Here is a 24338-nt window from a genome sequence, read left to right on the forward strand (position 1 = left end):
CCCCACTGGCGGCTTGGCAGTTCTCATTATCTGTGGCTTCAGCGAATATTGACCAGAGCTTCCGCCTGTTACCCGAAACGTCGGCCGCCAACGGTCACATCCGCGGCAATTCGTCCCGGTCTTGCTACCGTCAGTTGATAAGTGCTTCATTCGCGCGGAGAAACCTTCGGCGCCCAAGTCGGTCTCCCCAAGCGGAAGCAGCTCGGTATGCAATCTCGCCAACGCCACCACCCGTTCCTCCAACTGGTCCAAAAGTCGCGCGCCCCCATAACGGTTCGAAGTGGTCGGAGACGATCACGTCAGGCTGCAGCTTCCGGTAATAGGCGGCGCTTTTCTTGATTTTATACTTTCTGTCCCGACAAGTGAACACAAACGGTCCCGGCTTCTACAGCCAGGACCGTTTCGGCTATCGGCACCGTTCGACACCGCTCATTCCACCTTTGCGCCGTACGCGCGCAGGAAAACGACCGCCTGGGAGGCATCCATCCGGGTGCCCTTGACGTCAAACGACTTGAAGTCAACGCCGTCGAGAATTGCGCCGCGCAGATCGGCCCCTTGCAGCTCGGATTTGGCCAGAACGGCGCGTGTGAAGTCGCAGTCCCGCAGATCGGACTTGCCCAGGTTGCTTTCATACAGATCCGCTTCGACAAAACGGATGTGCCGCAAATCCTGCTTCACCAACCGCGCATGCCGGAGGTTCGTGTATGACCAGTCGCCTTTGAGCAGCGTGATGCCGTCCAGCTTCGCCCGGGAGAAATCCGAGCCCGTCATCTTGCAGTCGACGAAACGGGCGACGAACAGGTTGGCCTCGGCGAACCGGCAGTTTTCAAACGCCGATTCCGTGTGTACCGATGCGTTCAGCGTAGCGCCGCGGAAATCGCATTTAACGAACCGGCAGCCTGTGGTGCCGATCTCTTCCAGGGAGGCGTAGGCGAACCTGCATTGTTCAAACTGGCAGCGAATAAATTCGCTTTCCCGGAGGTCCCGCCCGCTGAAATCGACCGCGTCAAAATGTTGTTCGATATGCCGCTCCATCCGTATGCCTCCGATCGATTATTTGACGACAACGCCGAGCAAGCCGACGAACGAGGCCGCTTGCTGCGCGGATACGATGCAGCCTTTCACATTTTCGATGTCGACCTTAATACCCGCAAACTCGCAATCGCTCAGGTCGATTCCTGCCAGCTTCGTTCCCGCCATATTCGCCTGGTCGATACGGCAGGCGGAGAAGGTCGTTTTGCCAAGGCCGGCATGAAAATAGTCGGCGCCGACCAGCGAGCTGCGCTCGAACGTTGCTTGCCGAAAATCGGCAAACCGGAACGAAGCGTAATCGCCGACACAATCGATGAACCGAACGTTGCGGAATTTGCTCCCGGTGAAGTCCGTCCCGATCAGCTTGCAGTTGCGGAACACCGTGCGGTGAAGGAACGATTCGGTCAGCACCGTATTGGACAGATCGCAGCTATCAAAAAAGACATCCGTCAGCTCCATGCCGGTGAACGAACATGACGTGAACGTTACATGCCGAAAAATAAATTGCTCGAACGATACTTTGTGCGCTTCCTGCTCTTCGATCGTAATGCCGCTGACGCTGCCGAGCTGAAAGTCATCCTTCGCGCGGAACCGGACTCCTTCCAGCGCCACATTCGGCAGCTCGGCCGGCCATTGCGGCGGTTCTAGTTTCGTTTCCTTCTTGGCGGCTTTCATGCCTCCTCCTTCGTTTCGCGCGCGATCCGCGAATTGGCGATGGTTGCCTCCATTTATTATAGCGGCCCGGCGGCAAATTCCTATCGGATCGGCTCAGGACGCGGCGGCTTACCCGATATCGAGCCTCGGGGCACTGGCAACGCACTGCGGATTCGCAATCGCCTGCCGGATTTTGCGCACCATCGACCAGGCGGTTTCGTAGTTGATGTCGAGTTGATCGGCGATTCGTGCCGTTCGAACTTCCGTTTCCTGGACGAGCAAATAAATCGCCGCAAACCATGTGGTGATGTCGGTGTGCGTCTTTTCGAATATCGTGCCGACGGTAAGCGTCGTCTGCCGGCCGCAGCGCTTGCATTCGTACAGCGGGTAAGTGCGCGTGGTAATGACATAATAAGCCGTATGGCGGCACTTGGCGCAGCGGAACCCTTCCGGCCATTTCAACCGGAACAGATACTCCAGGCAAGACCTTTCGGTCAAAAAATGCTGCTGATACTGGGTCCATGTTATCAAAGGTTGATTCGTCAAAACCGTCACCGCCAGAACATATGTTTGTTCCAGTGTACCACGGATCGTTTCGCGATGCCAAGGCGGGCCGCAAATGCGCCAGTGCTGTTTTTTATACCCCATGCCTGAAAATCGATGAAATCGCCATGCCCTCGTTGTGGTAAAATAGGAGCGCTGCCTGCATCCATCCGACCACCGAGGTGAACGACATGAGGCAATTTCCGCCTGCGAACGGGCGCATCTTCAGAAGAATTATCGTCTCGGCCACGTTGCTCGTCGTGTCGGTTATTTTGACGCTGTCGTTCGTGCTTTACGTCAATTTCGAAAAAATCGGCGTTCGCCTCGTCTCGGACGCCAAGCTGTCGACATTGTCGCAGATCAGCTACAGCGCCGACTACATGAACGACACCGTCAAAAGCTTTGCCGCCTCCATCTACCTGGACCCGGCCAACCTCCCGCTGATGTACGGCACAAGCGAAAATTTCGACAGCGTCGTCGCGCAGATGAAAACGATCACGACAATCGCGGGCGGCTCGCCGTACATCAACTCCGTATACGTTTACAACGGCACGCTGGAACGGTTTTATTCGACCCGCGGCACGATGATGAGCGACGAGCGCGATTTTACCGACCGCGGCCTCGTGAACGTCATCCATAGCGGCGCGCTGACCGCGGACAAACATTTCCGCCCGTTTCTGCGCAAGCTGCCGATGAACGCCTATACGCCCGACAGCAACTATACGTTCAACGCGTTTACCTATTTTTTGTACGATTTTTTTGACGATAACCAGAAAATCAAGGGCGCCATCATCATCAACGTCAAAGTCGACTATTTAGCGCAAATGGTCAGCGCGCTTTCGGCCAAAACGTCGGTCGCGCCGAATGAAACGTACATCATGAACGAAGAAGGCAAGCTGTTCACCCAAACGAACGCCTCCTACGACTGGAGCGACCCGACCGAAGAAACGTTTCTGCGGCAAGCGATCGCGGCGCAAACGAATGCCGGCTACTACGTTTCGGACAGGGACGGCGACAAGGTGCTCGTCACTTACGCCGTATCGGACGAAACGAACTGGCGGTTCGTCAACGTCACGCCGTACCGCGACGTCATCAGCGACATCGAACGGATGAAGCGGCAAACGGTGTGGGTGTGCGCGATTATTTTGGCCGCGGGCTTCCTGCTCGCTTCCATTATGGCCAGCTACCTGTACGCGCCGATCCGCGTCTTTACCCGCCGCATCGCCAAGCTGGCCGGCGTGAACGAACATGAGACGGGACCGGACGAACTGCGCTTTCTGACCGGCGTCTTCGAAGGCAGCGTGGAGAAGGCGCAAGCCGGCGAGGCGCTCAAGCGCGAGAACCAGGCGATTCAGCGCCAGGAAGCGCTGCGGGCGCTGCTGACCGACGCGACGGTGACGGCCGAACAGATGGCCCGCGTGTTCGCCAAGTACGACATCCCGCTGTCGCCGGAGCTGCCGCATATTTTGTTCCTCGTGCAGATCGACGATGCGGCCGCGTTCAGCCGGCGTTTCAGCACTTCCGACCAGCAGCTGCTGCGCTTCGCGATCGGCAACGTGGCGTGCGAGGCGGCGATGAAAGTGCTGCTGCAGCAGGCGGTTGTCATGAACGAGCAGGAAATCGTCGTCGTCGTGCAGCCGTCAGGGCCGGCGGACAAGCAGTTCGGCAAACTGACGGAGGCGCTGCGGCAAGTCCAGTGTTGGTCGGCGAACCATCTGCAGCTGAGCTTGTCCGCGGCGATGAGTTACGTCTCCGGCAGCCTGACCGAGCTGGCGCAATCGTACCAGGAGGCGCTCAACGTATCGCGCTACCGGCTGCTGTACGGCCACGGTTCGATCCTGTCTCCCGAAGCGCTGAGCACAGTCGAACACGACGGCTTCGTGCCGCCGCAGTCGCTTGAGCAGCAGCTCGACGACCAGTTGACGCTGGGCAAAAGCGAGGAAGCGATCGACACGTACCGGCGAATTATCGCCTATGTGTCCGGCTACTCTTACGACGTCATCACCACATACACGCTGCATCTCGCCTATGTGGTGTACCGCAAAGCGAATGAACTCGGCCTGGCCGATTCGCACGGCACAACGCTCGATTACGCGCGGTTTACACAGCTGATTTTTGCCGCGGAAACGCTCGAGCAGATGAACGGCCCGTTCATCGAGCTGATTACGCGCATCGGCGAAAGCGCGAGCCAAACCAAATACGTGCGCAAACACGCGCTCGCCGAAAAAGTGGCCGGCATCGTGATGGCCAACTATGCCGACAAAACGTTGTGCCAGGAAAGCATCGCCGGTACGATTAACATTTCCAAAGATTATTTGGGCAAACTGTTCCGGGAAGCGTACGGCAAGTCGATTGCCGAACATATTTCGGAAACCCGGCTGAACAAGGCAGCCGCCATGCTGGCCAGCGAAGACGGCAGCTTGACCGACCTGCTCGAACGGATCGGCTGGGAGAACAAAAACTATTTCTACACCCAGTTCAAAGCCAAGTTCGGCGTTACCACCAGCGAATACCGGGCGATGCACAAAGGCTCCCCGCCCTCCAAAAACCAGTAAAACCGTTTGGAAACCGGCGAAAACCCGGATCTTAAACAACGTTGCTCCCATTTAAACTTGTCGGGGGCAGCTTTTTTTTGCCATGATAAAGGAGCCCCGCCGGACCGGACCGGCACGATTGACACAGCCGGAACCGGATCAGGTTGGGCCGGGCGAAACAGCGAAAGGTGGAACGTCAGATGAAATCAGTACCCCGCGGCGGACAGACGCCAGCGCGAACCGGTCCGACCTTGTTCACCGGAGCGGTTGCCGCGTTTGCCGGCATCGTCCGCGAATCGCGCAAAAACAAATGGCTGCTGTTCATGGCAGCGCCCGGCTTGCTCGCGCTTCTCGTCATCTCGTATTTGCCCATGTTCGGCCTGGTCATCGCGTTCAAAAAGTTTCGCAGCGATAAAGGCATCTGGGGCAGCGATTGGGTCGGCTTCGACAATTTCAAATTTTTGTTCGCCAACAACGATGCCTGGCACATCACGTTCAACACGTTGTACCTCAACGCGTTGTTCATCGCGACCGGCACGATTGCGGCGCTGGTCGTCGCCATTCTGATGAACGAAGTGCGCAGCAAGCTGGCGGTCAAAATTTATCAATCGACGCTGTTCTTCCCTTACTTCCTCTCCTGGGTCATCGTCGGCTACTTTGTGTTCGCGCTGCTCAATTACGACAATGGCTTCATCAACAGCACCTTAAACGCATTCGGCGCCGAATCGGTGCAATGGTTCGGTTTGCCGAAGGACTGGCCGGCCATTCTGGTGCTCGTTTCGCTCTGGAAAACAACCGGCTATACGAGCCTGATCTACTTTGCCGGCATTATCGGCATCAATCCCGAATATTACGAAGCCGCCCGCATCGACGGCGCAAGCAAGTGGCAGCAAATGACGCGCATCACGCTTCCGCTCGTCAGCCATCTGATCGTCATCATGGTGCTGCTGGCGATCGGCCGCATTTTTTATGCCGACTTCGGCCTGTTCTACAACGTCACGCAAAACAATCCGATCCTGTACAGCACGACCGATGTAATCGATACTTACGTCTTCCGCGCCCTGCGCAAGCTGGGGGACATCGGCATGGCGTCGGCGGCGGGCTTTTACCAATCGGTTGTCGGCTTCTTCCTGATCGTAGTCTGCAACTGGCTGGTGCGCAAGTTCGACAAAGACCGGGCGTTGTTCTAAATGAAAGGAAGTGCCGCTGTTGACCACCATGCCGGATAAAATCGCCCGCGCCTTCATCCATCTGCTGTTTATTGTGCTGTCGTTATTGTGTCTGATTCCGATCATACTCGTCATTTCGGCTTCCTTGACCGAAGAAACGAACATCGCCATTCACGGTTATACGCTGTGGCCGTCGAAGTTTTCGTCCTTCGCCTACGAATATTTGCTGCACGACCCGACGCAGATCGTCCGCGCTTACGGCGTCACGATTTTCGTCACCGTCGTCGGCACGGCGCTCAGCCTGCTGATCTCGTCGCTCCTTGCCTACGTGCTGTCGCGCAAGGATTTCAAATTCCGCGGCGCCTTTTCGTTCTACGTGTTTTTTACAATGCTGTTTAACGGCGGCCTTGTGCCGACCTATCTCGTCATGACCAAGATGCTGCATCTGGGCAACAGCGTCTGGGCGCTGATCGTTCCGTATTTGGTGATGCCGTTTTTCGTGCTGCTGCTGCGCACCTATTTTACCGAAATTCCCGATTCCCTGATTGAATGCGCCAAGATCGAAGGCGCCGGGGAAATTCGCATCTTCCGCTCGGTCATCTTGCCGCTGTCGCTTCCGGCGCTGGCCACAGTGGGGCTGTTCATCATCCTGATGTACTGGAACGACTGGTTCCTCGCCCTGCTGTACGTATCCGGCAAATCGAGCCTGTACCCGCTGCAATATTTGTTGTACGCCGTCATGGAGAACCTCAACATGATCAAGGCGATGCCGATGGCGGCCAACGTCGTCATGCCCGGCGAAACGGCGCGAATGGCCATGGCCGTGCTGGCGACCGGACCGATCATGTTTGCGTTCCTGTTCGTGCAGCGCTTCTTCGTCAAAGGCTTGACGCTTGGTTCCATCAAAGGGTAAGACCGCTTACTTCCGGTGACAATTCGGTACCGCGGACCGATTGCACATATACAGAGCAGGAACACGATGATCGATCAAACGGGGAGGAAATGCAAGTGAACAAACGGATCGCTTCAACGCGCGTCGCAATCGCTTCAGTCGTGGCGCTTTCGCTTCTGTTGTCGGCTTGTTCCAAAAATGAATCCAAAGGCAATTCCGCTTCATCTTCGCCATCACCGTCGGCTTCGGCCGCGGGCAGCGCCAAACCGAGCGACAGCGGCAAAAAGACCGACTTGCCGCCGGTCGAACTCAGCTGGTATTTGCCGATCAGCCCGCAGAAGGACACCGCGCTGGTCGAAGCGGAAATCAACAAGTATTTGAAGGACAAAATCAACGCCACCATCAAGCTCAACTTTATCGATTTTGGCGCTTACGAATCCAAAATGAACACGATGACCGCCACCGGCGAAGTATTCGACATGGCGTGGACCGCCAACTGGGGCTTTGACTTTACCCGCGCCGTCGCCAAAGGCTCTTTTGCCGAAATGGACGAATTGCTGCCGAAATATGCCCCCGAGCTGAACAAGAAGCTGGAAAAGTATTGGAACGCAATCAAAATCGACAACAAAATTTACGGCATCCCGTTCAACCTGACGACCGTGCCGCAAGCGCAAGGCGTGGTGCTGTTCAAGGATCTTGTCGACAAGTACAAGTTCGATACGTCCAAGGTGAAAAGCTTGCGCGATCTGGAGCCGTTCTATGACGCGGTGCTCAAAAACGAAAAAGACGTAACTGCGATCGGCACCGACAACACGCACGGCGGTTCATTCGTCAATCTATTCAGCCCGACGTGGCTGCAGGAAGGCGCGTTCAATACGGTCGGCATCATTCGTCTGGACGATCCGAATCTGAAAATTGTCAACCAGTACGATCAACCGGAAGTGAAAGAAGCGCTCAAAGTCGCCCGCGACTGGTACCAGAAGGGCTACTTCAAAAAAGACGTGCTAGCGATCAAAGATCCGGAGCAGGATTTTATCGCCGGCAAATACGCCTCCAACTTCGCCGGCGTTGCGCCCGGCTGGGATGCCGGCATGGGCTCCCGCTGGAAGCATCCGCTCGTTCAGGTGTATTGGGAGAACCGCGAACAGAAGCCGCTGGCGACGTCGACCGGCCTGCTCTCCTCGATGACGGCGATCAGCAAAACATCGAAAAACAAAGAACGCGCAATGATGTTCCTCAATCTCGTCAACACCGATCCGGTGCTTTACAACCTGCTTGGCTTCGGCATCGAAGGCAAGCATTACAAAATCATCAAAAAGGTCGGCGACCGTCCCGACCAGGTGCTTGTCGGCGACCCGGACGGCGTCGATCCGAAGGCGAACGGTTACTCGCACCAGTTGGAATGGATGTTCGGCGATCCGTGGAACGCGTACCAACGCAGCGAAGCAAGCCTCGGCGTGTCGAAGCTGCAGCAGGATTGGCTGGCCAAGGCGCAAGTTTCGCCGATCTTCGGCTGGAACTTCAACGGCGAGAAAGTCGCCGACAAACTGGCTACCGTAGCGACCGTCGTGTCGCAATACTGGATTCCGCTCAGCATCGGCGCCGTCGATCCGGACGTCGAGCTGCCAAAATTCCTCGAGAAGCTGAAAAATGCCGGCGCTGACGCCATCATCGCCGAGAAGCAGAAACAGCTTGATGCGTGGAAGGCGACGCAGAAGAAGTAAAGCTTGGTGCGGCGTAGCATCATAATATTACTTGAAATGGCGGTGCGGGGACTTTCCCTGCACCGCCATTTTTCAACCGTGCGCCGCGGCTTCTTTGGTTTCGCATCAGGATTGCGATGTGGTACAATAGCCCGTGAACAATGACTATCGCCGAGGTGATTCGGATGCTCATGCGCGGGAAGCCTAACAAAAGCAATGTATTCAAGCGCTTCCTTGTCTCTTTTTTGTTCACGCTGATCATCCCGATCGTACTGTCGAGCTTTACCTACTACGAAGCGGTTCAAATCGTCGAAACGCAGTCCCGCGAAGCCAAGCTGTACGTGTTGGAACAGGCCCGGGATACGCTTGACAAGCAATGGGCCGATATGGACGAGGCGGCGATCAAGCTGTCCTTCGACTCCCGTCTGATGGGTCTTTATCACTTGCAGGCGCCGCTCGGCAACTCCCCCGCCCTCTTCGATATCTGGAATTACTATAAAGACTTTCGTTCTTCGGCTGTTATGGGAAGCGCATTCACGAATACGTTTTTCGTTGTGTTGAAGAATAGCGACCTTGTATTCTCCAAAGAACAGACGACCGACTCTTCGAAAACGTTTTATCAAGACTCCTTTCAGTACGACGGCATGTCGTACGAGGAGTGGCACGCGCTTCTGTTCGACCGGCCGCACTTCCGCGATGTGCTATCGTCCCGGAACGCCCGTCTGAACGGAGATGAGAAGTCCGTCATCACGTACATGACCTCGCTGCCGCTTGGCACGAACCAGGAAATACAAGCCGTAGTAGTGTTCGCGATTGAAGGCAACGATATGATGAAGCTCGTCGGAATCGGCGAGGCGGAGGAAGCCGACGGTCATACGTTTGCTATCCTGGATAATACGGGGGAAGTCGTCGCCGGAAACAAGGACGTGCCCATTCCGGCACAAATCCGAGGCGCGGCCGATCGGCATGGCCATCTGCATGCGTCAATTGACGGAAAAGATCATCTCTTCGTCTACACCCGATCGGCATACAACAACTGGACTTATGTCGCCTCCTTGCCGATCGAACAAGTGATGGGCAAGGTGTATTACATCCGCACGATCGCTTGGTCCGTCGCCGCCGCGACGCTCGTCGTCGGCATTATCATTTCGTTGTGGATGGCCTATCGCCACTCCAAGCCGTGGAAAGACATTGTCACGGTGCTGAAAGCGTTCTGGAGCAGCGACCAGCCCGGAAGCAAACCGGAGCAGCCCGACAAGCCGAATGAGGTCGATTATTTGCAGACGAGCATCACCCGGTTGATCGATAACAACCAGTCGCTGCGGCAAATGCTGCAGCGACAGGCGGATACGCTCAAGAACGTGTTCATTGAGCGCCTGTTCAAGGGCGAGTTCGAGGACCGCGCACAGATGCATGCGATGTTGGCATACGCAGGTCTCGATATGCAAGGGTCCGGCTTTGTCATTGCCATACTTCGCATCTACAAGCATAACGAAGCGCTCGATACCGAGAGCCTGGAAGAATTGAACATCCTCCGGACGTTGATGGAAGGAATCATTCGCGAACACCTCCGGGAGAGCGGATATATTCACACGATGCACGAGAATGAACTGGCGATCCTGATTCGATCGAACACAACGGACAAGACGGCGTTTGTCGCTGTCCTGGACGACCTCTTCCTCAGGATTAACCGGGACGTCAAAAAGCGGTACGTGATCGTACCGATGATCGGCATCGGCGGCATCTACGATGACCTGCTCGAGGTGCACTACTCGTTCCAGGAGGCGAAGCTGGCCGTCAGCAGCGGCATAACGGCGGGCGGCGACGAGCTGGCTCCCGTGTGGCATGCCCGGATGGTCAAGGAGCAGACGAGCTATTATTACCCGACGGAAGTGGAAATCCGCCTCATGAATGTGATCAAGGCGGGAAATGCCGCGGAGCTGGCGCATATTTTGCGGCATCTGCATGACGAGAACTTCGTGACCCGGACGTTGTCCGCCGTTTCGAAGCAGTACCTTCTCGGCGAACTGCAAGCGACGGAGCGCAAGCTGACGGATGATATCGGCCGCAACGGCATCATGGAAGCGAACGATTCGAGACCCGCCCCGGACTTGCCCGGTGTCGATCCCATTCTGCAGGATATTTTCGTTCAATTCCAATCCCTTTGCCGCTCGAGCGAAAGGAACAAGAAGAGCCGGAATACGCAGCTCATGGACAAGATCGTGGCCCATATCAACGAACATTTTCAAGACGCGAATCTCAGCTTGTACGCTATCGCTTCCCACTTTAATTTGTCGGAATCGTATTTGTCGCAGTTTTTCAAGGAGCAATCCGGGGAAACGTTCAGCTCATACTTGGAGCAACTCCGCATCTCGCTTGCATGCCGGCTGATTGCGCAAGGCTCGTTATCCATCGACAATATCGCGGTGCAGGCCGGCTACAACAGCACGCCTTCATTCCGGCGCGCGTTCAAAAGGACGATGGGGGTGTCTCCATCGTCCTACAAGGAACTGTAAGGCTGCCTATTGATTCGCCTTGTTGTAGGCGTCCGTCCGCAGCTTCACCACTTCCGGCAGCCCGGCTTTATTGGCGGCGTCCATGAACTTCTTCCAATCCGCATCGTTTGCCGGATCGAGCGCCCCGGTGATGAATTTCAGCCAGTACTCGTCGCGCACGCCGTTGAGCGTCGTTTCGAGTCCGACCAGTTTCTTCCGGTCGGCGTCGCTGAATTGGAAGATCGGCTCGATCGGCCCATAATAGCCCGGTTTGCCCGGAATAATCGTGCTCATCTCCAGCTTCGCTTTGTTGAAGGTTTGGTCGAATGACTTGAATGGCGTAATGAAGCCGCCGAGCCCGATCACCCCGATATTGATGCCGTAATTCGACAGCTTGTCTCCTTGCGCCTGAACCGGCGTGCTCATCGTCGGCAGGAATGTCGGGACGCCGTCCTTCATCTCGTACGTAACCCCTTGCTTGCCATACGTGTACCAGAGCTGTCCTTCATCCGAGACGGCCCAGTTCAAATAATCCAGCAAACGGTCGACCTTCTCCTGGCTGGTCCCTTTTTTGATTGCCGGTCCCCAGAACGAATAATACGCTTCCTTCTTGTAAATCGTTTTCTTCGGGTCGCTGGACGGATGTTCGTAATTGTCGACCCACGCCCATTTGACTTCCGGAGCGGAAGCCTTCTGCAGGCCGTCCATATACGAAGGATCGTTGATCGTCTGGGCGATGAGGTGATTGCCTTGGGCGATCAGTTTGTTCGTCTGGTCGGCTGTGGCCGTGGCGAAATCTTTGATCAACAAACCGTTTTTGTACATTTTGTTAAGAAAAACGAGAATGTCGCGACTTTGATCGGTAGCAAGCGGATAGGCATAGAACTGTTTGGTGACCGGATCTGCGTACGAATTCCAGTTCAGCAGCAAGTCAGGGAAGCCGAACATTTGGAAAAACGTGCTGATCGCCCATAACGGAGTCGACGTGTTGCCTGGCGATACGAACGGAACCAATCCGGTTTTGTCCTTGAGCGTCTTGAGCGTGTCGATCATTTCATCCGGCGTTTTCGGGAATTTCAGCCCGTATTTGTCGAACAAATCCTTGCGATATTGCCATGCCGTCTGAACCGGAATCGACCGCTTGTTTGGCAAGAAGTACAGCTTGCCGTCGGAGAAGCGCGTCGACTTGAATACCGTATTCCATTCCTCTTCGCTCCAGATTTTCAAATAGTTCGGCAGCTTTTGCTTGATTTCGTCCAATTCGAAAGGGCGCAGGTAGCCGGCCGACATCCACTCGACCGATTTCCACTGATCGCGGGAATAAGGGATGAACTCGGGGCCGTCTCCGGTGGAGAACAGCAAAGTCGTTTTGGTCGGCCAGTCGTTGCGGCTGTAATCCTCCGCTTTGAACACCAGATTGAATTTCTCTTTCAGCATTTTGGCTTCCAAATCATCTTTCACGCTCGTGGCGTCCAGTATCGCTCTGGACACCGTAATCGTCAATTCCTTGTCGTATTTGGAAGCTGGCTTCGCGCTTGCGCTTGCGGCAGGTGCCGCAGATGGCGAAGTCGACGGCTTGTCGCTGCTTTTGGTGCAGCCGAATACGAGAGTAAGCGGCAAGACGGTCGTCATGGCAAGCGTTATTCGTTTGTTCCACATGCTGAATCCCCCTTGGTTTGTATGCTTTCACCCTTTTAACGAACCGATCATGACGCCCTTGACAAAATATTTCTGAATGAACGGATACAACATCATCATCGGGCCGATCGACACGAACAACGTGGCGTATTTAATCGATGTGACGTCCGTGGTGGCCATTTCGCTGGCCGACGCCTCGCCGGCCTTGATCGACTGCATGAGCAGTTCCGAGCGGATAATGATCTGGCGCAGGACCATCTGCAGCGGGTATTTGTTCGTATCCTTCAAGTACAGCAGCGAGGAAAACCAGGCGTTCCAATAGTTCACCGCGTAAAAGAGACCGATCGTGACCAGCGCCGCCATCGACAATGGCAATGTAATGCGCAGAAAAATGACAAGGTCGTTGGCTCCGTCCAGGTAAGCGGATTCATTCAGTTCTTCGGGAATCGCCTGGAAGTAGGAGCGCATGATGATCAAATAATAAGTGGACACCGCCGTCGGCAAAACGATGGCCCAAAGCGAATTGTACAACCCCAGATTTTTGATGAGCAGGAAGTTGGCGATTATCCCGCCGTTGAAATACATCGTGATGAGCACGAACACCATGTAGAAGCGCCGCAACGTCAATCGTTTCCGCGAGAGAGCGTAAGCGAGCGAAGTCGTGAGCAGCATGCTGATCGCCGTGCCAAGCGTCGTATAAACAACCGAGTTCAGGAAGGAGCGCGGAACCGTGCCGGCATTCCAGATCAGACGGTATGCCTTCAGTGTAACATCAACCGGCACAATCGACACCTTGCCGAGGTTGTAGGCGGTCGGACTGCTGAGCGATGCGGACAATACATAAAGCACCGGGTAGATTGTTGCGATCAGCACCAGAACCATCGCCACATGCACGACAATATCCAGCAGCTTCGACGATAGCGATCGATCGAGGATCATGGATTCACCTCCTTGACTTGGCGTTGAATTCCCCTAGAACAGGCTGTTGTCGGTCGTCTTCCTGACGATCCAGTTGGCGCTGAGCAACAGCCCGATATTGATCAGCGAGTTAAAAAATCCGACCGCCGTCGCGAAACTGTATTCGCCGAACTCAAGACCGCGCCGATACACGAAAGTGCTGATGACATCCGATACCTCGTACGTGATGGGAGACTGCATGAGCAGCACCTTGTCTGCACCGAGCGACATCATTTTGCCGATCTGGAGCAGCAGCATAATCATGATGGTAGGCTGAATCGCGGGCAAAGTGATGTGCCAGATCATCTTCACGCGATTGGCTCCGTCGAGCGAGGCGGACTCGTACATATCCGGGTTAACGTTCGTCAGAGCGGCCAAATAAATAATGGCGCCCCAGCCAAGCTGCGTCCAAATGTCGGATGCGACGTAGAGCGGCCGAAACCAAGCCGACTGCCCCATAAAGTTGATGGGCTCCATATGAAACCATTTCACCAGCAGCATATTAATCGGACCGTCTTGTGGCGAGAGGAACATGAACAACATCCCGACGATCGCCGGCAGCGAGATGAAATGCGGCAAATAGCTTACCGTCTGCACGAATCGTTTGTAGAACCGGCTTCGTACCTCGTTCAGGAGGATGGCAAACAAGATCTGCAGCGGAAAAACAAACAATAGCTCCAGAACGCTTAGCAGCAACGTATTGCGAATCACTCGCCAAAAGTACATGTGCTGAAAAAATGCAGCGAACTGATCGAAACCGACCCAGGGGCTGCTCCATACCCCCTTCATCGGCTGAAAATCTTGAAACGCGATCAGGACACCGTACATCGGAACATAATTGAAAATCAGGTAGAACAGAACCCCCGGCAACGCCAATAAATGGAGATACTTGGAGCGCGCCCATCCTTTTTTGACCGCTGCAGTCCAGCCGTTCCGTCCTTTCGCCGGATCATTGACAAGGGGCGCTGCATGGTTCAATGGCTTCCTCTCCTTTCTTGATTCGTTTCTGTCGCGCCTTCGCCAAAGCCTCCATGCCGCTGCGGCAATGATGGCAGCGTTTTCGTCGCGCTTCCCCCCCCATCTTACAAAGCCCCCTCCAGGCGCACAAGATACACCTCTTCCGAGGGGAATACGATTCTTTAGAATACCGGTCGTTTCGTCGCCAATCTAAAAAAACGTATGGTAACCGATGCAAATGAATCTCGCCAATTCATCGTAAAGCTCGGAAACTGCGGCTGCACGCAAAAAGAGGCAATGCCCCGAATTAGGAGCATTGCCTCTGTTTCGCTACCTTATTCACTTCGCTGTCACAGCGCTATTCCGCCATCAGCGCCTCTTCCAGTTCGCCAAGATCCGCCGCCGGCGAGTGGCAGGCGTAGTTTTCGCACACATACGCAGTGGCCCTGCCGCCGAGCGCCGGCTTGCCTTCGGCCAGCGGCAGCAGCTTGCGCACCGCTTGCCCGGCGTCGCCCGGCGGATGCAGGATCGTGACCGCATGTGGCGCGAACCGGCCGTAACAGGCGCGAATCATCTCGCGCGTCTCCTCTTTGGCCGAATCGCCGGCGATCACGATTTCCCTGCCCGGGCTCTGCGCAAAATCGAGCGCGGCCAGCATCAGCGCATGGCCGGCCGGGTACCGCTGCAGCGCGCCTGCGAACGCGCGCAGCTGCTCGTCGGCGCGCTGCGACAGCGCCGCGTCGTACGTCAGCTTCGCCAGCTTGAGTAGGTTGAGCGCTGCTGCGGAATTGCCCGACGGCATCGCCCCGTCGTAACTTTCCTTCGGCCGTGTGAACAGCTGCTCGGCGTCGCAGCCGTAGAAGAACAGGCCGCCTTTTTCGTCGTCCCAGAACAGCCGCAGCATGTCGGCGTTCAGCCGGATCGCTTCCTCCATGTAGCGCAGCTCGAACGTGGCCTCGTACAGCTCGATCAGCCCCCAGACGAGGAACGCGTAGTCGTCGACATACCCGAGGTATGCCGCATCGCCGTCGCGATAACGCGCCAGCAGCCTTCCGTCCTCACGGCGCAGCTTCGCGAGAATAAAGTCGGCCGCCCGCGCCGCCGCCGCGGCATAGGCCGGCTGATCCAGCGCCTTCGCCGCTTTGGCCAGCGCCGCAATCATCAGCCCGTTCCACGACGTAAGAACCTTGTCGTCCTTGTGCGGATGCACGCGCTGTTCGCGATGCCGGAGCAGCTTCTCCCTCGCTGCCTCCACTCGCCGTTCCAGTTGCTCCAAGGGCATCCGCTTGCGCGCGGCAAACTGCTCGGGCGACGCGCCGATCAGATTCGGGATGCTGGCGCCTTCAAAATTGCCTTCCGGCGTAATATCGAACAGCTCGTTGACGAGTTCGCCGTCCTCTTCGCCAAGCACGTGCCGAACCTCTTCCGGCGTCCAGACGTAAAACTTGCCTTCCACGCCTTCCGAGTCGGCGTCCTCCGCCGAATAAAAACCGCCTTCCGGGTGCGTCATGTCGCGTTGCACATAAGCGAAAATCTGCTCCGCCACCTCCGCGTACCCTTCCTTGCCGGTCACTTGGTACGCTTCGATGTAAGCCATCGCCAGCAGCGCATTGTCGTACAGCATCTTCTCGAAGTGCGGCACCAGCCAGCGCTCGTCCGTGGAATAGCGGGCGAAGCCGTAGCCGATATGGTCGTATAGACCGCCGCGGTACATCGCGTCGAGCGTTTGTTCGACCATGGCAAGCGCCTTGGCGTTGGCCGTGCGGCGGTGATACCGCAGCAGCAGCGACAAATTGTGCGGCGTCGGGAACTTCGGCTTCGCGCCGAACCCGCCACTCTCGGCATCGAACGTGCGCTCGTATTGCTCAAACGCGCGTTCCAGCGCGTTGTCGTCGAGCTCGCCTTCCATGTTGGACAACATGCGCGCCTGCGTTTCCGCGACGACTTGTTCGCCGATGTCCAGGATGCGCTCGCGCTCCTCCTCGTCCTGCCATTTCCCGGCGATTTGGCCGAGGATGTCCATCAGCCCGTATCGCCCGTACTTGCGCTGCTTCGGGAAATACGTCCCGGCAAAAAACGGCTTCTTCTCCGGCGTCAGCAGCACCGTCAACGGCCACCCGCCCTGCCCGGTCATCGCCTGACAGACCGCCATGTACAAATTATCGACATCCGGCCGCTCCTCGCGGTCGACTTTAATCGCAACGAAATGTTCGTTTAACTGCGCAGCGACTTCTGCGTCTTCGAAGCTTTCTCGCTCCATTACGTGGCACCAATGGCATGTGGACTAAAATCGCACTAGGAATACCCAATAGATAGGAAGACAGGTTTATTCTCCTGCTTAGCTTTGTCAAAAGCTTCTTCGCACCAAGGGAACCAGTCGACCGGGTTATGCGCATGCTGCAACAAGTACGGAGACTTTTCGTTGGCTAATCTATTGGGTTTGCTTTGCGTTGTCATGGGGCATCACCTCCTTGAGTTATGGATATCTTTGTCTTTGCGTTGAGCTTATCATACTCCAAAACAAAAAGAAAAACCCACAACACTCATGTTAAATGAATGTCGGGTTTTTATACCTGGGCTTTCAGTGTCATTTATAAATAAAAATTTTGATTCTCCAGTTTGCTCAGGAACCTCCAAATATTCGAACTAATGTTGGTGTAATATATTCAAACGTGCGTTCGATTCACTCAATTTTCAACCCTTTCTAGACGAGTTCTGAATCAAAATACTATTTTTTCATTAAATAGGTATTCGTCGTTTCATTCTCGGGGCGACGTATATTGAAGGAATTTGCCGTTGTGCGCAATTTTATTAATAACGGTGCCCGTACCTGCTTTGTTCTTAACGGCCACGCTTTGCAAAAAGGCTACACAAGCATGTTTCGAGGTTGGGGCCGTGATTTTCGTCGCGATCCTTACGCCGAATGGAATGCCTACGATCGTCCATGCGGTCTGATATGCTATGCCGAGCTCCTCCGATAGGTACGCGGCCGAAACGCCCCGCTTATCGTGAGCGATCAGAAAGATGGCCCAAAACCACTTCACGAGGTCAGTGCGCGTCTTCTCGAAAATCGTGCCTGCGATGACGGTGGTTTGATGGCCACAACGGACGCATTCAAATAATGGCAGCTGCGTGTTGTAATCTCATAAGCCTTGTCATGTTGGCACTTTGGGCATCGAAAAACTTCAGGCCACTTCATTTTCATGAGATGATTATGACATGCCTCTTCCGTTTGGAATGCTTTTTGAAACTGAATTAGATTCATCGGTTCTTTTTTAGCCACCAAAACCACTCCCGAACATACGTTTGATTCATTTTTACCAAACTTACATTCGCATCGAAAGAGCATCCTGAGTTAAATGGATAATCAAAAAATAATTTATTCCCAACATAATACTTAAATCGGTCGTCGTTTTTAAACAAAATGAAAAAATCGGAGCACTCGTTAACGCTCCGATTTTTTCTTAATATTTTTATCGAAAGTCGCAAAACGTGAAACCGCCTTTTGCCAGACTATATCGATCCATTCATTTTTTGTATTGTTGTTTCATCCACTTATAGTTTCCCATTATTTAGGGAATGCAACTGCAGTTCCGCTAGATCAATAACGAAGTTACCGGAAATCAATATGTCCAGTCCAATCAAACCATTGATTCCTGGATATTCTCCGATTTTTCCAAAATCAATATAGAAGTCAGAACTGGAGAATGAATTGAATGTAACTTGTTCAATTTTTCTGCGTATTGAGGCTTCTCTCCCACCAATACCGAACATGAACCGCAATTGATCCTCTGGTTCGTAAGAATCAAAAAGAGGCTCAACCGCATCAATGGATAGAATCGATTCAGCCGCGCCTGTGTCTACAACTACATCTGGTATTGTTATGATGTGCCCTCGATGAATAATCATTATTGACGAGAATAACAGTCCATTCTTGTATTCAAGATTCATCAACAGGGATTCTCCTAAGCATCGGCTTGGATCTAACTTCGACGATAATATTTTCATTAGACGTATGGTAAACAAAACGTTCATCTTTAGCGGCAAATAATTCTTTCATGGCTTCTTGCGAATCCGGAATCGGCTTGATGACCGCCACTTCCTCTATATGAAGCTTGCTGTCCTCGTAATGCGATTTCAACTCTTCCAGCAATACGAATTGATTCGGGAACAACTCGCGCACTTCCGTCCAGAGCATATAATCACCTACTTTGGTTGTAATAATTTGATTATACCAAATGATATTGTCATACGCGGCTACTTTTCTTATGTGCAAAAAAATAATGATTTATGCGAACATCTCACCAATGGCAGGTTGATAAAAGTCACTTTTCCTATTTTATTTAGCCGAAGCTAGGAATAACCGATGGACAAAAATACCGGCTTGCTCTCCCTAGACGCTTTGGAAAACGCTTCTTCTCCCCATTCATACCAGTTAACAGGATTATAAGCATGTTGGAGCAGATAGAGGGATTTCTCATTGATTAGCCGGTTGGCTTTCCGGTCTCGGTCAGTAAGGAATTCCTTCATCAGGAAGCACCCTTTCATTGTTGTTTCAGGAAATATACTGCTATCTCCATTATAACAATTCGTGCTGCCCGAAATCCAAAAAAGAAATGCTCCCGATGAAAGGGCAAAAACGCAGACTCAACATATCCATGGATTTGTTCAGATAGAGGCTAATCGTTCGGCGCGTGCGACGGAGTACATGCCCAAACTACCAATCTCGCTCTATTAATGGCTCGTCCCACTGTGCTACGTTGCAAGTAACGATCGGCCTTGTAGAGAGGAGCTCGATCATGCAGTCCCCCGTATCCGTTCGGAGGTTTACAGTCGGGCATTCACGGCAAGAGTGTCCATAAAGGAAGGTGAAAGCATTGGCCACACTTCCGGAAACTATCTTATACACGCACGTTATACGATGGATTGTATCTAGAAATCGTCCAAGCCAAATAAGTGGCGATAACAGACCATAGAACATAAGGAATTAACAATAGGGCTGCCAGAGTAGAGTAAGGCAAAGTCGCAAAGAAGATCAATAACGCGATGTAAACGATACTCGTATTCTTCAAACCAACCTTATACTCAACGATGGCAAGGGACAGAGCAATCAGGACATATAACACCGCCCAAATCATACCGATTACTTTACCCGAAGGTGTCCAGGAAGGCTTTTTTAATGTACGATACCATTGTCGATCAATCGGAAATAATAACCCTGAAAGGGAAAATGATAAAACAACAATAATAAACACTACAATGGCCAAAGACATGATTACCGCCTCCGCTTGTCCCGTATATACTTATTATTATTATTGTTAAAGAACCGATTTATAACTATTCTTTCTTTGAAATTATCAATATCGACCAATAGGATCGACAGTGGTCGTTGATGACGCTTGGCGTGAAGCATCTCCGCCTTCAGCTTCTGGTCAAAAAACCTTCGGTTATATAACGATGTTAACGGATCTGTCGTGGCATACTTCTTTAATTTATTTTCCAATACCTACATCTCTGTCTCAGAAATGATTTGATATCCTGTACACATTCCATTCAACTATGCAGAACTATTCATGACGTATCATGTGACAGAGGCAAATGTCGCTTTCAGTATCATAATAAGACTCAACAAATCCATAGATTTGAGCCATTTCAACTCCAAACAAGCTGCGCTCCTACCAGGCTCTATCCGCATCAATGGTGTGCCTGCGCCCAATCCCTCGTTCTCCCAATTCGTTTACTTGGGGATAAACCGCCAGCAGGCGTTTACGACATGAATAAGGCTGTAAACAAAGAAGAGCACAGGCAACTTGCACCCGCACTTCCCTTTATACTCCGGAGCGGCGAATTGGGATAGCGACAAATGCAAAGAAAGCCCCGTCTCCCTTGCATGGCGCAGGAGTACCGGAGCTTTCTTGATGGGTTAATGCCCTAACCAAACCTCTGTTCCTGTCTCATACAATGCGTACCGATGCGCGATGGACGCCTCCATAATGTCGGCAAAATTTTCATGAGTAGCAGGGACATCCGGCCAGTAAGGTGCGATGCCGTCTTTTTGCGGAATACGGCCCAGCAGCTTGTTGAAGATTCGAACCGTATCCTGGCGAGTAATCGGTTGATCCGGTCGGAACGAGCCATCCGGAAACCCGCTAATCCAGCCTGTCCCCGCTGCATTCTCTATCGCTGCGGCACCCCAATGGCTTTTCGTGTCCGTAAAGGTTGCCGCGGCTTGCCCGTTTGTCTGCCAACCGGGCAGCCGCACAAGAATTTGCGCCAATTCGGCTCTGGTCAGTTTGCGCTCCGGCTGGAACGAACCTTCGGTACCGCCTTTCATCCAACCATTTGCGAATGCGGTGCGAATATCTTTAGCCGCCCAATGCCCGGACGACACATCGGCAAAGCCGGCATATTCGGTTGCTTTGCCGTCGTCTTGTGCCATCGTTCGGCTCAGAATCGCCGCCACTTCCGCCCGTGATATACCCGATTCGGGGAGGAAATTGCCGTCCGGATAGCCTAGCATGTAAGGCTTATGTTCTCCGGTTGATTTCAGAACGGGATCGATCTCGAAGTCGTATTTCACAATCGTGCGTCCGACGTGAATATTGCCATCCCGGATGAAGCTGTCTTCGCCGAATGTCGCCTCGTGCGAATCGTTCCGGCTGTCGTACGGCTCGTAACCTTCCTTCTCGGCCAAGATGTAGTAATCCCCATCGGGGAAAACCATCCAGCCGTATTGCCCGCCATCTCTGCTGAACTGAGGGTCTTTGTTCTGATTCGGAGCGAAGTCCGGCAGAACAGGCAACACGATCAGTTCATGCGGCGTTCGCCCCTTCGACCGATTCAATTCCGTATCCATCCAATGCAGCGTAACTTTGACGCCGTCCACAGGCTTGCCCGTCACGGAATCGGTAATGATCCCGTACGGATCGATCAATTCCGCCACGATCGTTACGTTGCCATCCGCCGCCACTGTCAATGTCGCCATCGTGCCGACAAGCGTTTCCCCCGAAGGAGCCTTGACCTGAAGCAGCATTTTGTATTGTCCGGCCGGTACGTTCGGCAGTTCGAAGGCTTCTCCATTCTTCACGGTGAATTCGGGAACATCAATCGGCTTGCCGTCCAGAGCAAACAATTTCGCCTTCAGATCCAACGAACCGCCGATCCGTTGCGTAACAGCGGTGTCGGCCGGCTGCGCCGCGCCGTTGACCCCGTCGCTGACCGTAACGTTCAGACTCTTCGGCTTCATCGGCGTCGGCGTCGGCACAGGCGTAGCGACTGTATTTGCGCCCGGCCCGGGGCTTGCGCCAGTGTTGGAGTCGTTGTCCGTATTGACAGACGCTGTCGTAAAGGTCACTTCGTTTCCGTAAACGCTGCCTCTCGAGTTGATCGCATAGGCCCGCACGTAATAGGTGGTGCCAGGCGACAGATCGGACAAACTAAGCTTGTAGATGCCGATGCCGATTGCGGCATCGGTCTTCGTATGGACGCCGGGGCCGCCAAGCGCCGGGTTCGGCGAGGTCGAGTAGACTACGCCTCGTTCCGTCGCGGTAGGCGTGCCATCCGCTGTCATGTTCCCGCCGATGACCGCCGTCGTTGTCCCGACGTTCTCTGCGGCTGTCGTCTGAATGATCGGCAACAGGACAGGCGCATATCGAAGCACGGTAAGCTTGCCGCCCTGCGCCCCGTCCTTGATCGCGACATATGGCATGCCGTTCGCGAAGCGCAGCTTCAATTCCTGCGCGGCGCCGGCAGTGAATGCCGTACTGCCGATCGCCAGCCATTCGCCGTCCTGCAATCGTTTGACCGTCACTTTGTCTCCATCGGCGCTGTCGGTATAAGCGAGGTATGGAGCATAACTATAGTCCCCGGTCTTCACCTCGATAATGTCCAACGTGTGCACCGGATAATCCGTGAAGGGAGTAACCGGTCCGTTCTGCCAGGCGCCATAATAAAATTCCTTGTATTGAACGCCCTGCGAATCTTCGAAAATCGCGTACTTCTGATATTGGCCGGCAGCATGCGCCAAATACGAAGAAGCGGATGTCAGCTGAGGCTGGGCATTAAACGCGGATTGATATACTTCCTTAAGCCATGCGTAAGGCGCATGCGGCGCTGCGGCATCTTCATAGGTGAGCATCACGCTGCCGTAGAGCGCCGTTAACGTCACCGCACGAATCTGATTCACGGAAAATCCGGGCGTCCCGACGACCGTCCAAGCGCTCCCGTCATAGCTCATGACCGTTACACGCCCCTGTTGGCCGCCATCCGCGTAGGCGACGAACAGCATGTTGTTGTTCGAATCCGCCGCCAGCGAAATCTCCGCCGCCGCATTGCCGGAGAAACCGGCAGTACCGACGGGAATCCATTGGTTCGCACCCGAATCGAACACCCTTACGGTCACTGCTCCGCTCATCTCTCCGTCCGAATAGGCGACATAGAGCTTGTCGGCCATGTCATCGTAAGCGAGCGACACCGAATTCCCCGCTCCGCCGGATAAGCCGGCACCGCCGACACTTGTCCAGTCCGTTCCGTTGAACTTCATGATATGAATCAAGCTGCCCGTACTTTCTTTGAAAGCGACATAGGGAGTGCCCGCGTTGTCGAAAACGAAAGAGACGGATGTCACTTCTCCCGCGGTAAAGCCTGCCGGGCCAACCAACTGCCACAGATAAGGGACGACATGTACGATCGCGACCGCTTTCCTTTCGTCGTCGTTGCGCAATTCGCCATCGCTGGTGAGCGTTCCCGTAAATGTATACATGCCCGGCGTATCCGGCACAAATGCGGGAGAACCGGAATCCCATTCCAACGAAACCGTTCTCCGCTTGCCGTTGGCCAGATCAACGTCTATATTGCGTGGAAGCTTGTCGGTCATTTGCTGCAAAGTCGCCCCTACCGGCACCGTTGTCTCGGCAATTTCGTCCACGGCGACGATATTCGACGCTTTGACTACTATCGTGACCGCAAAGTACAAATGGCCGTTCCAAGAAGGGTGAATGACGTCTGTACTGCCATTCGGCAGCACGATATTGCCTTCGAAGCTGAGTTGCCCTCCGTCCTCCATAATCGAATCATAGTTTTCCTTGTCTTCCCAGGTAACGGGAGAATTCTTTTTGCTCCCGTCGGTGAACACAAATTCGACCTCGTCAGGCCATTCGATATCGGCGGCTGGCGTCCCGTTTTCCAGTGTTATTTTTGATAAGCCCGACGCTCTGGTGATCCATTTCTGCCCGTTCATAGCCGCCAGCGTGGCCGTTGTTACCGTCGTCGGATCGCCGTAGCTGAAAAGTTCGTCCTCCGTTTTCGCATAAGGTCGAAAGTAATATTCCGTATTGTCGGCCAGTCCAGTAGCATAACCGTAAATGTAACCGTCGGAATCGATGGTCCCCGGAACATTGGCCGGACTTGCCGGAGGCGTGGCCCCAGCGGAAGACAGCCAGATCTGGAATCCTGTTTCCACCACTCGATTGTTCGTGTCGTAGCTGAGAATTTCCGCCTTTAACTCCGCACTGTCATTGGCAGCCAAGGCGGTCACATTCTGCAGCATGACACTGCCGCCCCCGTTGGCGCTTGCCCTTCCGGCCCAACCCACACCGGACAAGCTCATCGCCAGGAGCATCAATGATAAAAACCCGCAATACCATCTTTTTTCTTTCATCAGCATAACCGTCACCTCGGAGCAATCATTATTCTTTACTTTCATTACATTCTAGACGGCCATTCTAGACATTTTCTGGACACCGCAGGCAAAAAAAGAACCCAAA

General features: G+C 54.0%; 18 protein-coding genes and 1 pseudogene. 5 read left to right on the plus strand and 14 right to left on the minus strand.

The window, feature by feature from the left end:
• Positions 1–429: 429 nt before the first annotated feature.
• From EXY20_RS12160 to EXY20_RS12170, 3 genes are all read right to left on the minus strand, one after another.
• A complete protein-coding gene (locus EXY20_RS12160) occupies positions 430–1035 on the minus strand; it encodes a pentapeptide repeat-containing protein (protein ID WP_135551272.1) in 606 nt (201 codons plus the stop codon).
• A gap of 18 nt (positions 1036–1053) precedes the next feature.
• Positions 1054–1707, minus strand: a complete 654-nt coding sequence (locus EXY20_RS12165; protein ID WP_135551274.1) for a pentapeptide repeat-containing protein — start codon at positions 1705–1707, stop codon at positions 1054–1056.
• A gap of 108 nt (positions 1708–1815) precedes the next feature.
• The gene (locus tag EXY20_RS12170; protein ID WP_167859183.1) at positions 1816–2232 is read right to left on the minus strand and encodes a transposase; all 417 of its coding nucleotides are present in this window, start codon (positions 2230–2232) and stop codon (positions 1816–1818) included.
• Positions 2233–2420: 188 nt separating this feature from the next.
• Between EXY20_RS12170 and EXY20_RS12175 the strand changes: the two genes are divergently transcribed.
• From EXY20_RS12175 to EXY20_RS12195, 5 genes are all read left to right on the plus strand, one after another.
• Entirely contained in the window at positions 2421–4784 is a 2364-nt protein-coding gene (locus EXY20_RS12175; RefSeq protein ID WP_135551278.1) for an AraC family transcriptional regulator, read from the plus strand.
• 302 nt (positions 4785–5086) lie between these two features.
• Positions 5087–5953, plus strand: a complete 867-nt coding sequence (locus tag EXY20_RS12180; RefSeq protein ID WP_407944912.1) for an ABC transporter permease — start codon at positions 5087–5089, stop codon at positions 5951–5953.
• Positions 5954–5981: 28 nt separating this feature from the next.
• Positions 5982–6845, plus strand: coding sequence for a carbohydrate ABC transporter permease (locus EXY20_RS12185; RefSeq protein ID WP_135551384.1), 864 nt, complete (start codon positions 5982–5984; stop codon positions 6843–6845).
• 95 nt (positions 6846–6940) lie between these two features.
• On the plus strand, positions 6941–8548 hold the full coding sequence (locus EXY20_RS12190) for a DUF3502 domain-containing protein (protein ID WP_167859184.1): 1608 nt from the start codon (positions 6941–6943) through the stop codon (positions 8546–8548).
• Positions 8549–8718: 170 nt separating this feature from the next.
• Positions 8719–11043 (plus strand): helix-turn-helix domain-containing protein, encoded by a 2325-nt coding sequence (locus EXY20_RS12195; protein WP_167859185.1) that lies wholly within the window; start codon positions 8719–8721, stop codon positions 11041–11043.
• A gap of 6 nt (positions 11044–11049) precedes the next feature.
• On the opposite strand, the gene EXY20_RS12200 is transcribed toward EXY20_RS12195, so the two are convergent.
• From EXY20_RS12200 to EXY20_RS12250, 11 genes and pseudogenes are all read right to left on the minus strand, one after another.
• Positions 11050–12681 carry an extracellular solute-binding protein gene (locus EXY20_RS12200; RefSeq protein ID WP_135551286.1) on the minus strand — a complete coding sequence of 544 codons (1632 nt, stop codon included), beginning with the start codon at positions 12679–12681 and terminating at the stop codon, positions 11050–11052.
• Positions 12682–12708: 27 nt separating this feature from the next.
• Entirely contained in the window at positions 12709–13599 is an 891-nt protein-coding gene (locus EXY20_RS12205; RefSeq protein WP_135551288.1) for a carbohydrate ABC transporter permease, read from the minus strand.
• Between the two features lie 33 nt (positions 13600–13632).
• Positions 13633–14595 (minus strand): ABC transporter permease, encoded by a 963-nt coding sequence (locus tag EXY20_RS12210; protein WP_235885685.1) that lies wholly within the window; start codon positions 14593–14595, stop codon positions 13633–13635.
• Between the two features lie 337 nt (positions 14596–14932).
• A pseudogene (locus EXY20_RS12215) lies at positions 14933–17031 on the minus strand (thioredoxin domain-containing protein).
• A 583-nt stretch (positions 17032–17614) separates the two neighbouring features.
• The gene (locus EXY20_RS40630) at positions 17615–17923 is read right to left on the minus strand and encodes a transposase (RefSeq protein ID WP_135551290.1); all 309 of its coding nucleotides are present in this window, start codon (positions 17921–17923) and stop codon (positions 17615–17617) included.
• 206 nt (positions 17924–18129) lie between these two features.
• The gene (locus EXY20_RS12225) at positions 18130–18525 is read right to left on the minus strand and encodes a pepsin/retropepsin-like aspartic protease family protein (RefSeq protein WP_135551292.1); all 396 of its coding nucleotides are present in this window, start codon (positions 18523–18525) and stop codon (positions 18130–18132) included.
• Entirely contained in the window at positions 18515–18772 is a 258-nt protein-coding gene (locus EXY20_RS12230; protein WP_135551294.1) for a hypothetical protein, read from the minus strand. Before EXY20_RS12230 ends, EXY20_RS12225 begins: the two co-directional genes overlap by 11 nt.
• A gap of 155 nt (positions 18773–18927) precedes the next feature.
• A complete protein-coding gene (locus EXY20_RS12235; RefSeq protein ID WP_167859187.1) occupies positions 18928–19122 on the minus strand; it encodes a DUF255 domain-containing protein in 195 nt (64 codons plus the stop codon).
• Between the two features lie 353 nt (positions 19123–19475).
• Positions 19476–19847 carry a TspO/MBR family protein gene (locus EXY20_RS12240; RefSeq protein WP_135551298.1) on the minus strand — a complete coding sequence of 124 codons (372 nt, stop codon included), beginning with the start codon at positions 19845–19847 and terminating at the stop codon, positions 19476–19478.
• A gap of 2 nt (positions 19848–19849) precedes the next feature.
• Entirely contained in the window at positions 19850–20077 is a 228-nt protein-coding gene (locus EXY20_RS40635) for a GGDEF domain-containing protein (protein WP_135551300.1), read from the minus strand.
• A 420-nt stretch (positions 20078–20497) separates the two neighbouring features.
• Entirely contained in the window at positions 20498–24232 is a 3735-nt protein-coding gene (locus tag EXY20_RS12250) for an S-layer homology domain-containing protein (RefSeq protein ID WP_167859188.1), read from the minus strand.
• Between the last annotated feature and the right edge of the window lie 106 nt (positions 24233–24338).

Origin of the sequence: Paenibacillus cymbidii, assembly GCF_004764705.1 — a bacterium.
GTDB classification, from domain to species: Bacteria; Bacillota; Bacilli; order Paenibacillales; family NBRC-103111; genus Paenibacillus_AN; species Paenibacillus_AN cymbidii.